Origin of the sequence: Cohnella ginsengisoli, assembly GCF_029525555.1 — a bacterium.
In the GTDB taxonomy this organism is placed as follows: Bacteria; Bacillota; Bacilli; order Paenibacillales; family Paenibacillaceae; genus Cohnella; species Cohnella ginsengisoli.
The window spans coordinates 792928-806447 of record NZ_JAPDHZ010000004.1 but is presented as its reverse complement, the minus strand read 5'-3'; the positions used below and the strand labels follow the sequence as shown (position 1 = coordinate 806447).

Genomic DNA, 13520 nt, shown 5'->3' with positions numbered 1-13520 from the left:
GCGGTGCGCTGGAATTCCCCCGTCAGCGGTCTCCCTTCCAATTCGAGTTCGACCTTTTGCGATAGATCCCCCCTGCGCGACCGCGTTGATCACCCGAACCATGGCGCTGGTCGGTTGCGTAAGATCGTCGATCAGGCCGTTTAACGATTCGACCGTCTGGTCCCAAGCTCCCCCCTTTGTGCTGCAGCGCGAATCTCCGCGACAGATTGCCGTCCTTGCCGACGACGCGCGCGAGCTGTTGAATCTCGTGGACCATGGACTCTTGGATATCCATGATCTCGTTGAACGTATCGGCGACCTTGCCCGCCACGCCAGTATAGTGATAAGGCATGCGATACGCGAAATTTCCTTTTTTCCAAGCCATCAGCGCATTCAACAGTTCTCCGGTGTCCGGCAGATTGTCCCCGGACAGCTGTTCCATATCCCGATCCGTCATGTATCCTCATCCCCCATGAAGCTTAAGTAATAACTTTTCTAATTTGAAAGGTTGCCGATCAAACGTTTTAGCCGCTCTAGGGAAATCGGTTTTTGTATATAGTCATCGATATTGGCGGCTACCGGCGCCTTGCTTGCGCGATCCACCGCTTCTTCTTGCCTGGAGCACAAGGCGACGACATAGGGAGGCTCTCTCGGTTCGCGTTTCGTTCGCCCTTTCCGATCCGCGCCTCCCGGCGGTACGGCCGTCGCCAGCAGCTCTTCGTCGACGAACACGAGATCGAAGACATCGCCCTGCAGCGCCTGCTGTATTGCTTCCGCATCCGTGACGACCGACGCGCCGATGCCGAGCATGTCCAACATATGTACGAGCAAAGCACGGTAGATCGGACACGGCTCGCCGATGAGAATGCGCAAGTTTGCAGGCAAGCGCTTGGCGTCCCCGTCCTGCCGCTCGGGCAGCACGGCCAGCGCTTCGGGTCTCATCGGTTCCGCCGCATCCCCAGGCACCCGGCCCGCCTTCACTGTGAACACGAACATCGCGCCCGGCTCTCGCGTATCCTCGATTCGGATCGCGCCGCCCATCAGCTCGACGAGCGATTTGCTGATCGAGAGCCCGAGGCCGGTGCCGTCGAACTTGCGGTTCATCGACGTATCGAGCTGGGCGAAAGGATGAAAAAGCTGGCCGATCTTGTCCGCGGGAATGCCGATGCCCGTATCCAGCACGGTGAATTCGACGACCAGTCGGCCGTCTTCCTCCGACAATTGCTTGACGAATATGTAAACGCCGCCTCTTTTGGTGAATTTAACGGCATTCCCTACGATGTTGATCAACACTTGGCGCAGCCTGTTTTTGTCGCCGGTCAAAATCGACGGCAGCTCGGGATCGAGCACGACGATCAGCTCCAGCCGGCGCTCGCGCGAAGCCGCCGTGAACAAATCGATCGTCTCGAGGAGGCAAAGCCTGAGGTCGAACGGCTCTTCCTCCAGCTCCATCTTGCCCGACTCGATCTTCGAAAAATCGAGTATATGATTGATGACCGACAACAGCACGTTGCCGCTCGTATGTATAATGCCGACCATGCTGGCGAACTCCTCGGGCAGATCCGACGAGAGCAGCAGGTCCGACATCCCGATGATGCCGTTCAGCGGCGTCCGAATCTCATGGCTCATAACCGCGAGAAATTCGGATTTGACCCGAAGGGCGATCTCGGCCGTCTCCTTCGCCTGCACGAGCGCATGGTTCGTTCGCTCGAGCTGCTTCGTTTGCTGCTGCAGCAGCTCGCTCTGCCTTTGCAAGGCTTTTGTCGTCTCGTACATGCTGACGTAACCGGCGATCTTCGATTTGAAAATATGAGGTGCTAGCGGCCTCGTCAAGTAATCGATGGCGCCTCCGGCATGGCCGTCGAAATCGTATTGGCCTTCGTGGGCGTCCTGCGAAACGAAAATAATCGGCACGACGCGCGATTTTTCCCGGGCTCTGATCATGGCAGCCGTCTCCAGCCCGTCCATGTCGGGCATATGTATATCCATGACGATGACGGCGAATTCCTTTTCAAGCAAGCTGCGAAGCGCCTCGATCCCCGAATACGCCCTCACGCAAACGTAAGGCTCTCCGGCTAATATTGCTTCGATGGCCATCAGGTTTTCCGGACGATCGTCGACTAGCAAGATATGGGCGGCGTCTTCCATTCCGCTCCTCCTTGGATTTCGATAGAATATCGAGCAAAAACATACGTCGGATTCATCGCACACCTATCACGCTTATATACCCACGACACTTCGATCTGAAACACGCTTTCTTCGGCTCTTTTAAACTTTTTTTTTAAGGCTGCGTTTGCGCGCGTGCGGCGAGATCGAATCACACTTAGTTTACATAACTTTATTGACGTTTCCCTATACAAAGAGCCGTTAAACAAGCAAAAAGCAGCCTAATTAAAGGCCGCTTTTGATAGCTTCTTAGCGTATCCTGCTTGCCGATCCGTTATTCGAGCGTGAGGTCGACGCCCTTCGGAAGCGCTGCGCGAAGCTCCGTGGCGAGCGGTTCGTCGATGGCGAGCGCGGGTTCCAGCACGACGATCTCTCCGCTGTCCTCGCGCGTTCGGATGAGACGGCCAATTCCTTGCCTAAACCTGAGAAGCATATACGGCAAGTCCACTTCCCTGTAGGGATCGCCCGCTTCCCGGCGCTTGGCGTCGAATACCGGATCGTTCGGCGGATAAGGCAGCGCCCACATGATCACGATCGATAGCGACGGTCCGGGAACATCGAGCCCTTCCCAAAGCGTGACTGCGCACAGCACGCTGGTCGGATCGCGCTGGAACTCGGAGATCAGTACCGTAATCTCCCGATCTCCCTCGAACAGGAACCGGCGATCGGCCTTTTCCGGCGTCCGTTCGTATGCTGACTTAAACGCGGCCAGCGCTTCTCTGGACGGAAACAGCATCAAAGCGCCGCCCTCGGAACGATTAATGGCCGCGAGCGCCGATGCGGTCTTCCAAGCCGTCAACGACAAGTTGTCTTCTATAATAAAAGCGGGGTGCGCTTGCGGGACCTTCACCTTCATCCGTTCAGCATAATCGTATGGCGAAGCGACGCTGAACGACAAGTATTGCGATACGCCCAAACTGTGGGCGAGGTAGTCGAACGATTCGCCCGAGGATAGCGTCGCCGAAGAAAAGACGATCGGCATCGGCTTCGCGAACACGCGTTCCCCGAGCACCTCGCGAACGGTTCGCGGCATGATGACCAACGTCAGTCCGGTCAAGGCGTCTACCGTCCAGCAGATCGGCGGCGTCGGAGCTGCAAAAAGGCCAAGCGCGGTCCGCATCATTTCCAAATGCTCTTCGACGATCCGCAGCTGGTAACCGTCCAGATTGAACAGCTCGCTCTCGAACACGAGATTTTCCTCGATCTGTTCCAAGACGGCATCGAGCTGCGATACCGACCGGAGCAACGCGGCATCCGCCTTGATCTCCATCCGGTCGGAGCCCGCGATTTTGACGCTTCGCGCCGCCAGCGCGTCGAACAACAGCTCGCTGCGTTCGATCGCCAGGTCGATCTGCACGGCGAGAGACTCGCGAATATCGTTTTTAAGCAGGCGCGTGACGAGCTCCTCGAACGCCGCATGCTTGAGCCTGTAAGTGAGCGCCTTCTGCGCGGCGGATTCCAGCAGGTGGCCTTCGTCGAAGACGATCGAACTATGCTCGGGCAGAAGCGGCAGCTGGCCCTCCCGCTTGCGGCTCTCGTACGTCCATACATGCTCCATATAAAAATCGTGCGAGCAAATCACGATGTCCGCCGCCTTGCGGTAATGCTCTCTCGACAGCGTCATCCCGCAGCGGTGGCGCTTGTCGCAGACGAAGCAGTCGCGAAAGCTGTCCCAGCCGATGCGGCCCCACTGCGCATCGTCCAGATCCGGATATTCCTTGCGATCGCCGTACGCATGGAAAGTCTGAAGCGCCTCCGTCTTGCTCACGAACGGCGGCAAGCTCTCGTAAATATCCTTGTACAGCTCCGTATCCGCATAGCCAAGCCGCGCGTCGTCCAGCTTTTGCAGGCACAAATAACGGTCCTGCGACTTGCCTAGCCTGGCGTCGACCGTCAGATCCAGGTGTTTCGCCAGCTTCGCGAGGTCCCCCTCGGGCTTGGCCAACTGCTCGATCAGGGACTCGTCCGCGCACGCGACGACCGCCGGCTTGCCCGTATAGCGCGCATAACATATCGCATATAACAAATAGACGAGCGTTTTGCCCGTGCCGACGCCCGCCTCGGCAAAAATCGTTTTTTTTATCCGCATAAGCCCGTTCTACCTGGTAGGCCATAAAGATTTGCTCGTCCCGGACCTCGAATCCCGCCTCGGGCAAAATATCGTAAAAAACGTCGCCGACCCATTCCCCGACTTGCATGGCGAAAGGTTTGCCGCTCACGACTTCGAATGGATATCGCTTGCTCAAGCTTCATTGCCTCCAACCTTGTCTCGTATAGGGCTGCCCAAAAATGCCGAAGCACCAATTATACCACAATCGGCGCTTCAATAAATCCGCTTCTCCTATATCGTAAAATAACCGAAACGATAAACCGCTCCGGCCGGGGAACCTATGAAATTCGTCAGCTTGATGCGGCCGGCCGCATCATCGATCAAATCGCGATAATGCGCTTGATTCCGGTAACGTCGTAGCCCGGCGGATTAATTTCAACTTTAACTCCGCCAGCTGAAGCGACATTAACAAGCTCGAGCGTCCCGCCGTCGGTTCGGATACAGATGCCGAGGATCCCCTGCCCGCCGTCGTTCATTACCAGGAAATCGGCGCCGAGTATGAAACGACCGACATAGGGAGCCAGCTCGCATCGATCCGTCCGCCATTCGAAGGGAAGACGGCGAACGCCCGCCGCCGCGAGCCAGCCGCCCGCAATCGAGGCGCTCATTTGAATTTGGTTCATCGTCAGACGGATGAGACAACCGCTTGCGAACCCGATCTCCAGCCGAAAGTCCTCCAGCTCGAAAACGACCGGCGAAGAAGCGCACCAGCGCTCGGCCTCGATATCCCATGCCGAATAGACGTTGCAAATTCGAGCCCCGTGCAGTCCCTCAAGGTCATAGCCCATCGTATCTAAAAGAGACTGCGCGTCTCCGTACCCCGGCGGATCGTATTCCGGCCATTCGAAGGCCATGCGACTCCCCCCATTTCTAGCCGAACCAATGCGCGATATAGATCATGACGATAAGGCCGACGATAAATGAATAAGTCGAGGGACGCTCGTAGCCGTGCCCGTGGCTTTCCGGAATGAGCTCCTTATACGCGATGAACAGCATGGCGCCGGCCGCGAAGGCGAGACCGATCCCGATCAACGAATCGACGTAGCTGGCCGTGAAGTAGCCGACGACCGCCGAGACGACCTCCATCAATCCCGTGAGCGTCACGAGCGCCAGAAGCTTGAGCTTGCCGACGTTGGACCTGAGCAGAAAAACCGCCAGAACGAGCCCCTCCGGCATATTTTGCGCGCCGATCGCGACCGCCACCATCGTGCCTAGTCCCTCGCTGGCGCTGGCGTAGCTGAAGCCCGTGCTCAAACCTTCCGGTATGTTGTGTATAAAGAGCGCTACCAATACTAACAAAGCCTTGCTATCGAAGCCCCCTATGCGCGAACCGTTCTCCACGTCGACGTGCGGGATGTTTTTCTCGATCAGATCGAGCGAGACGATGCCGATGAGCAGACCCAAAGTCAGCAAGGGTAGCCCCGATTCATTGAGCGATTGCGGAATCAGTCCGAACATCGAAGCCGATACCATGATGCCTGCGGTAAACGCCACCAGCATGTCCTTCCACTTTTCCGACAGTTGCTTGATGAACAAGATCGGCACGGCGCCGAGCACCGTCGCCATCGCGGATATGAAGCTGCCGAGCAGCGCCGTTTCCAATCGTCAGTTCTCCTTTCCAAAACGAAGCGAACGCCTCGCAGTTTCCTTATCGTATGCGCATGCAAGCCGTTTTTGACATGGCCGCCCCTCAAACCGCGATACGTTGGATGAGTTTAACAATATACGATGAAAGCTCTACGTTCAAACCCATAATTGCTAAAAAAGGACGGAGCGCTTTGCCCCGTCCTTCGATTGAAGTTTGCACTTATGTCTTTTGAACTTCGTTCAGGGCGCTCGTAACTCTCCACACTTTACGCTTTTTCTCCCCCTGTTCTGCCTCGATCGTAAAATAGGCAGCCGTATGGCCGTTGCTGCGCAGCCAGAAAACGATCGCTTTACCAGCCTTCTCGTTCCACAAAATCGCTGGATAAGCGTCGCCCTTTTGCAAGCCCTTTTTTACGTACGTCGCTCATCATCGCATCGTTAAAAGAGAAAGCTTCCTCCATCGGCATTTGATTCGTGATTCCGATCGCCGTATCGCCGCTGCTGACCAATTTCCAATCCTTTTTGTCGTCAATCACCTTATTTTGTAAAAGCAATTCCTCTGCGATAAACCAATTATTTTTTATTTTCAACACGATCTCCGGCGGCATGCCATCAAACAGGGGAGATGCGTATCGAATATGCGCAGTACCTTTATCGCTTAGTTCAAGCGGCGTGAAGGGGTGGGAGGCACTCGTGTCGCGATCGTACGCGAGAAATAAAATGCCGCAAATACATCCGAATACAGCCGATCCTATAAGCGATTTATTTTTCACGTCAATCACTCCTTTCTTTTCATTTTCCATATTCTAATATAATTTACAATAAAAAAAGACTGCCCCCGCTAGGGCAGTCCCTTCCTTTAACCTTCAACCAGCGTCAGTCTAGCCTGTCCTTCCTGCTTCCGCGCGATCTCCAGCTTGCGAATCCGGTTGCGGTCCTTGTCGCGGATGATGAAAGCCAGGTTTTCTTCCTCGTAAATCCAAGGCACGTTCTTCGGCAGGTCCGGCTGCATCGCGAACAGCCAGCCGCCGATCGTGTTGACTTCGTCGCTAGGCAGTTGCACCTCGAACAGGCGGCCGACTTCGTCGACGAGCGTCTTGCCGTCCACGACATACTTGTCTTCGCCGATCTCCACGATCGGCTGAATCTCGTCCTCGTCGAATTCGTCGCGGATCTCGCCGACGATCTCCTCGAGAATATCCTCGATCGTCACGAGGCCGGCGGTGCCGCCGTACTCGTCATGCAGCAGCGCGATATGCTTGCGCTCGGCCTGCATGCGGATAAGCAGATCCTTGACCGGCATCGCGTCGGGCACGGACAGCACCGGCTGCAGCAGGGCGCCGAAGTCGAAGTCCGGATTGTTGTCGTAGTTCAAGAAAAACTGCTTCGTGTTGACGAAGCCGATGATATCGTCTTTGCTCTCGCCGGCGACCATAAAACGCGTGTACTGCTCGCGCTTGATCGTCCCGAGATTTTCGGCGAGCGATTTGTTGCGGTACAGGCAGACCATGTCTGTGCGCGGAATCATAATATCGCGCGCCAGCAGCCTGTCGAACTGGAAGATCCGGTTCACGTAGCCGAACTCTTCTTCGTTGATCTTGCCGCTCTCGTAGCTCTCGGACAGGATCAGCCGGATCTCCTCTTCGGAGTGGGCCTCTTCGTGCTCGCTGGCAGGCTTCATGCCGAACATGCGGATGAGGCCGTTGGCCGAGCCGTTAAGCGCCCAGATGAACGGGTACATGACCTTGTAAAACCAGACGATAACGGGCGCGACGAGCAGCGAGATCGCTTCGGCCTTCTGGATGGCCAGCGTCTTCGGCGCCAGCTCGCCAAGCACGACGTGCAAGTAAGTGATGAGCGCGAACGCGATGACGAACGACAATACGTGCGACACGCTCTCCCCGATATGCAGGGAATGGAACAAGGGTTCGAGCAGTTTCTCTACCGTCGGCTCGCCCAGCCAACCTAGACCCAGCGCGGTGATCGTGATCCCGAGCTGACAGGCCGACAGGTAACCGTCGAGATTCGCGATGACCCGTTGAACGGCGACCGCGTTTTTCTTTTTTTCAATCACCAATTGGTCGACGCGGCTTGACCGGATACGAATAATCGCGAATTCGGTAGCGACGAAGAAGGCAGTAAGCAGAATGAGCAACGCAACCCACACCAGATTCAGCCCTAGCACGCGCAGTCACCCCCTTCGATCGCCTTCCGGGCGATGGCTGCCGTGCGATTGACTTGCGGTCTTAAGCTGCGTAAATCAGATTCTGTGTCCACGTACGATTGTCTCCTCCTGCTCCAAATGGATTGTCCTAAATTGATCTAGTTCATACATACGCAAAAAGAGCCGATTTAGATTCAAAAAAAATCCGATTTTTATCCCATACCCTCTTCCTTGAAGCTTAAAACAAGGAATGAAACGCCAATATTACATTGACAACGTAGGCAAGACTTGCTAACATGTGAAGCAAATTATTCCTACATATTTTATCAGAATTATGTCGAGAAGGAGACTACATTCATGAAAACAATCACGATCGATTCTCGCAAGCTGCTCGTATCCGCGCTAATCGCCGCGACGCTCGCCGGCGGATCGCAAGCATGGGCCGCGGCTCCCGCCGCTTCGCAAGTCCAGGCGCACGAAGTACAAGCCAACGAATACGCTTCTTTTTTTAAAGGACAAATATTCGATCTCGCTTTCCGCAGGCTTGACCAAAGGCGAGTTTTTGTCCGCGCTGGCCGAAGCCTTGAAGGCGCAGCCCGCCGAGAAGCCCCATACATTCGCCGACCTCGGCCCCTCCGACCCGCTCTACGCGGATGCAGCGGCTTTGTACGCGCTCGGTGTCATCACTTCCGATAAGGTAGCCGCAGGACAACGCCTCTCCGCGATCAACGCCGCCCAAATCGCGGTCAAAGCGGCCGGCCTCAAGGAGCTGGCTTATACCTATCCGGCTTCCAAGACGGCGGCCGCGCTGGCCAAGGTCAAGCTGAAGCCCGAATGGCTCGGCACGACGGCCGCGCAAGAGCTGGCGGCCGCGATCGACTCCGGCCTCCTGCCTTCCTCCTATTACAAAGAGATTAAGCTTAAGGGCATCGCATCGCGCGAGCTCGCGGAGGTGCTCATCGGCCAGACGATTACCGTTCAAGGTCTCTACAAGCACTTCCTCGGCTACGCCTCCGACGCCGACATCTACGCGAAACTCCAGGATGCATTCTCGCAATCGGACATCATTCAGTCACCGGAGCTGCAGGCGGTCGTAGACGCCGCGCTGGAGCGCAATATCGTCACCGGTTACAATCTCAAGGACAGCCGGTACGAAGCGAACTTCGTCGACAGCCTGTCCCTCGTATACGGCCACTCCGACCTGAAGCACGCTCTTCAGCTGATCGGACTGCTCCGCAGCGAAGGCATCGACGCCAAAGTACAGTTCGAGCCTAAAACGTCCGCCTTTATTTATCTGAAGGAATGGGGCGAACCCGGCGAGTCCGATCTATACACGGTCAAGCAGATCGCCAACGGCAACTACATTGAATATGCCAAGGAGTACGACCTTGCGCTCGAATTCGCGAATACGGCCGACAAGCAGCGGTTCGACGGCATCGTCGCGGCTTATGCCAAGAAAAACGAAGACGACCAACAGGGCTTGCTGTACGGCTCGTGGTGGCAGCCGCTTTATTATTCGCTGACCGAACTTCCGGGCTACCGTAAGATTACGAACAACAAAATCGAGCACGGCCATTATTATGCGCAATCGTTCTCGCTTCAAAGCGACTCGCAAGCCGTCGCTGCCGGCTTCCGTCAGATCGATCCAAGCGTATCCGTGGAGAGCTACGACTTTTGGACGGATGTGCCCTTCTTCAATTATTTGAACGGCGAATCCAAATAACGCGTCGCTTCATGACGCAGCGTTCGTGAAGGACCGCCCCGGGCGGTCCTTTTTTCGATGCATGAAATTGATCTGAATTTCCGTTTGCGGGTAGTATATGTAGGAAATCATTTTTCCGATATCGCGCGCGGAGGTTTAGTTCATGGAAGTGTTCGAAATTATTTTATTCATGCTCGCGATTATCGCTTTATCCAACATCGTCAATCGGCTCCTGCCCGCCGTTCCCCTGCCGCTCGTGCAGATCGCGCTGGGCATGGCGCTCGCGATGCTGCCGCTCGAACATCATTTTACGCTGAATCCGGAATTGTTTTTCGTGCTGTTCATCGCTCCGCTGTTGTTCAACGACGGACAAAGAACGCCGCGGGACGAGCTATGGGCGCTTCGCGTTCCCATTTTGCTGATGGCGCTCGGCCTCGTTTTTGCCACGACCGTTGGCGTCGGCTATATCGTTCATGCGATGATTCCATCGATCCCGCTTCCCGCCGCCTTCGGGCTTGCCGCGATATTATCGCCGACGGACGCGGTCGCAGTGACGTCGATGGCAGGGCGCGTGTCGCTGCCGAAGCGGATTTTGCGCCTGCTCGAGGGCGAAGCGCTCATGAACGACGCATCGGGTCTCGTCGCGTTCAAGTTCGCGATCGCCGCCGCCGTCACCGGCTCCTTCTCGCTTATTAACGCTACGGGCAGCTTCCTGCTGATCTCGCTGGGCGGCCTGCTTTGCGGCACGCTGATTGCCGCGCTGCTCATCCGGCTGCGGCTGTTTTTGAGGCGTTGGGGCATGGAGGACGTCACCGTACATATGCTCATTCTGATCCTAACGCCCTTCCTCATCTTCCTCGCGGCGGAGGAGCTTGGATTGTCCGGCATTCTCGCCGTCGTCGCCGGCGGCGTCGTCCATGCCGTCGAGAAGGATCGCATGGAGTCCCGTATGGTCAAGCTTCAGATCGTATCGAAAAGCACCTGGTCCGTCATTTTATACGTGTTAAACGGACTCGTTTTTCTACTGCTCGGCCTGCAGGTGCCCGACGTCGTCAATGTCATCTTTTTCGAGAGTCCGATCAACAACGGCATCGTCATCGGCTACATCGCCGTCATTTTCGTATCGCTCATCGTCATTCGCTTTTTGTGGGTGTACTTGTTTTGGGAAAACCGATTTTCGCGGAAAAACGGACGTTCGATGCGCGAAGGCCTCGGCATGTCGGTACTAACGTCGCTGTCCGGCGTGAGAGGCGCCGTCACCCTGGCCGGCGCTTTCTCGATTCCGCTCGTGCTGGACAACGGCGACGCGTTTCCCGAGCGCGACCTTATCTTGTTTTTGGCTGCCGGCGTCATCTTGATCAGCCTTCTCGTCGCCAGCATCTCCCTGCCGCTGCTCACCCGCAATGCGGGCGAAGGCCCGACCGACGAAGAGGAAAAGCTCAACGCGGCGCGTATCGCCACGATCAAGGCGGCGCTGCGTTTCGTTGCCGAATCGATGAACGAAGACAATCGCCATGCCTCTCATGCCGTCATCGCCCAATACGAAGCGAGAATGCGACGCTTGTCCCTTCACGAAGAAGAACAAGCGGAAGGCATCGAGCTCGCCGTCGCCGAAAACCAGGCTCGCCTGATCGGACTCCAGGCGGAACGCAAAGAAATCGCGCGGATGTTCAAAGCCGGCGAAATTCCCGACTATGTGGCGAACCGGTTCAACGATTCGTTCGCCGCGCTCGAGGAGGCGCTCTCGCGGCGATCCAGAATGCGTATCCTCCTCCTGACCCGGGGACTTAGAAAGCTGGGGTCGGCGATTATTAAGCCGAAGGAAGTCGAGCCCAGGCTGGACAAGAGCATCATCCGTAAAACGAAGCTGAGAACGTGCCAGGCCGCCATGGGCTCGATCCGCGCGCAGATGACGAAGGACAATCGAAAAGCTTCGCTCAACGTCATCGGCCAATACAGGGAGATCATACGGGCGATATCCCGCAAAAACGAAGATCCGGAAGACGAGCTGCTTCAGCGCAAGCTCCGTCAGGAGATCCAACTGCGGGCTTACCAGGTCGAACGGGACGAGATTCAAGCTTTGTACGAGCGGGGAGAGATCAAGCGGGACATGGCCATTTCGCTTCGGAAAACGATTAGCTACGCGGAGGCTTCCGTATTAGAAGGAGAGCTGGCTTAAGCCGGCTCTCCTTATATATGCATCGATTAGTCGCGATCGTAAGGGGGCATAGCCGGATACCGGACGCGCCTGGCGCGCCGGCGCGCCAGGGCGGCTGCGCCCGCGGCCAGCAACAAGCCGGCGCCGAGCGCATAGACGGGCATCGAAGACTTCGACTTCGCGGCGGCGATATGGTCAGCCTGACTTCCGTTCGATTCGCCTTGACCCGAAAAAGCCGAAATCGCGACTTCTTTTTTAACCGGCGACAGCTCGCCGGCGAAAAACGTTCCTCGCTCGCTCTCTAAAACGACCTGTCCGTAGGCGTCGACTTTCAAGACGGGCGACGCGTTTTTCGGATATACGCCCCAAATCGCTTGTTCAGCGACCCACTCCCTTTCGTTCCCCGCCTCGTCCTGCAGCTTGTAGCGCTCGCCCTCGGCGAACAGCATCCGAACGCCGAAGTTCGCGAATCCGTAATCGAGCATCGCGGCCATGTCCGCATAGGCGATATTTTTAGAACCGGCCTTCAGCACGACGCCGATCAGCGACATGCCGTCCCGCTCGGCCGATCCGACAAGCGTGTTGCCGGCCGCGATCGTGTAGCCGTTTTTGATGCCGGTGGCGCCCGGATAGTCGGTCAGCATTTTATTGTGATTTTCGAGCGTCGATGTCCATTCGAGTCCCGACCAAGGCAGCTTGCGCGTGGACACGATTTTCCGAAACGTTTCGTTGTCCATCGCGTATCTGGCCAGCATGGCCATATCGGATGCCGTCGTGTACTGGTTCGGATCGGGCAGCCCGGACGGGTTGACGAAGTTGGAGCCGTACGCCCCGATCGTGTCCCGCATGAACGCGTTCATCCGCTCGGCGAACTTCTCCTTCGTGCCGTCGATCTGCTCGGCGATCGCGGTCGCCGCGTCGTTGCCCGAATTGAGCATCATGCCGTAGAGCAGCTTCTCCATCGAGACCCGTTCGCCTTCGGCAAGATAGACGCGGGTGCCTTCCTCGCCGCGCGCGGTCTTGGAGACGGTCGCGATATCGCTCATCGAAGATCGCTCCAAGGCGATGATGGCCGTCAAGATCTTCGTGATGCTGGCCGGATACAGCCGTTCGTCGCCGTTTTTAACGTAGAGTACGTTGCCCGTATGCTGCTCGACGAGAATCGCGGCTTCGCTCTGCGCCGCCGGCGGCGCCGAAGCGTCTGCCGGATCGGCAGCCGCGGCATAGCTCCCCCCATGACAAAAACATTATCGTCGCGGCGATCCCTGCTCGCCCTGTCCGTCTGCTAAGCTGCCTCATCCTGCGTACCTCCGTCGAGATGGTCGCCTGCCGATTCATACGGATGCGCTTGCCCTACCAATTTACAGCGGTAACGCTTCGATTATACCTTGCCTATGTAGCGTTTCGTCTCTTTTTATTTCCTGCGTCTCTTATAGATCGAGACGACGATCAGCACGGTGACGATCAATCCGATGCCGAATACGATAGTGGCCGACAGGGAAAATCCGGCGGCAGCGCCGGCCTCGCCCGCCCCCTCCTCGACGATCTGCTTCGCGCCCGAAGGCCATTCGATCGTTCCGTTCATGCATAATCCCCTTTCCCCAGACAAATGCAACGATGGATCGGCAAAAAGAAGGCGCCCTCTTCGCTAGTC

At 56.7% G+C, this 13520-nt stretch carries 9 protein-coding genes and 2 pseudogenes; 2 read left to right on the top strand and 9 right to left on the bottom strand.

Annotated elements, in window-relative coordinates; translation table 11 throughout:
- Nucleotides 1-22: 22 nt before the first annotated feature.
- The 7 genes and pseudogenes from OMP38_RS24900 to OMP38_RS24870 all read right to left on the bottom strand — a co-directional run bounded on the left by OMP38_RS24900 (nucleotide 23) and on the right by OMP38_RS24870 (nucleotide 8027).
- On the bottom strand, nucleotides 23-436 hold the full coding sequence (locus OMP38_RS24900; RefSeq protein WP_277567443.1) for a hypothetical protein: 414 nt from the start codon (nucleotides 434-436) through the stop codon (nucleotides 23-25).
- A 38-nt stretch (nucleotides 437-474) separates the two neighbouring features.
- Nucleotides 475-2127, bottom strand: coding sequence for an ATP-binding protein (locus OMP38_RS24895; RefSeq protein WP_277567442.1), 1653 nt, complete (start codon nucleotides 2125-2127; stop codon nucleotides 475-477).
- 292 nt (nucleotides 2128-2419) lie between these two features.
- Nucleotides 2420-4343: pseudogene (locus OMP38_RS24890) on the bottom strand (ATP-dependent DNA helicase).
- Nucleotides 4344-4575: 232 nt separating this feature from the next.
- On the bottom strand, nucleotides 4576-5109 hold the full coding sequence (locus tag OMP38_RS24885) for a hypothetical protein (protein ID WP_277567441.1): 534 nt from the start codon (nucleotides 5107-5109) through the stop codon (nucleotides 4576-4578).
- Nucleotides 5110-5125: 16 nt separating this feature from the next.
- Entirely contained in the window at nucleotides 5126-5857 is a 732-nt protein-coding gene (locus OMP38_RS24880) for a ZIP family metal transporter (RefSeq protein WP_277567440.1), read from the bottom strand.
- Between the two features lie 335 nt (nucleotides 5858-6192).
- Complete coding sequence (locus OMP38_RS24875; protein WP_277567439.1) at nucleotides 6193-6615, bottom strand: hypothetical protein; 423 nt, start codon at nucleotides 6613-6615, stop codon at nucleotides 6193-6195.
- 86 nt (nucleotides 6616-6701) lie between these two features.
- Entirely contained in the window at nucleotides 6702-8027 is a 1326-nt protein-coding gene (locus tag OMP38_RS24870; RefSeq protein ID WP_277567438.1) for a hemolysin family protein, read from the bottom strand.
- Between the two features lie 523 nt (nucleotides 8028-8550).
- Between OMP38_RS24870 and OMP38_RS24865 the strand changes: the two genes are divergently transcribed.
- Both OMP38_RS24865 and OMP38_RS24860 read left to right on the top strand, forming a co-directional pair.
- A complete protein-coding gene (locus OMP38_RS24865; RefSeq protein ID WP_277567437.1) occupies nucleotides 8551-9729 on the top strand; it encodes a hypothetical protein in 1179 nt (392 codons plus the stop codon).
- 142 nt (nucleotides 9730-9871) lie between these two features.
- Nucleotides 9872-11887: a Na+/H+ antiporter gene (locus OMP38_RS24860; RefSeq protein WP_277567436.1), complete on the top strand. Its 2016-nt coding sequence runs from the start codon at nucleotides 9872-9874 to the stop codon at nucleotides 11885-11887.
- A 26-nt stretch (nucleotides 11888-11913) separates the two neighbouring features.
- Here OMP38_RS24860 and OMP38_RS24855 read toward each other — a convergent pair.
- Nucleotides 11914-13050, bottom strand: a pseudogene (locus tag OMP38_RS24855) (D-alanyl-D-alanine carboxypeptidase family protein); the annotation flags it as partial.
- A gap of 230 nt (nucleotides 13051-13280) precedes the next feature.
- Nucleotides 13281-13451, bottom strand: a complete 171-nt coding sequence (locus OMP38_RS24850; RefSeq protein WP_277567435.1) for a hypothetical protein — start codon at nucleotides 13449-13451, stop codon at nucleotides 13281-13283.
- Nucleotides 13452-13520: the final 69 nt, after the last annotated feature.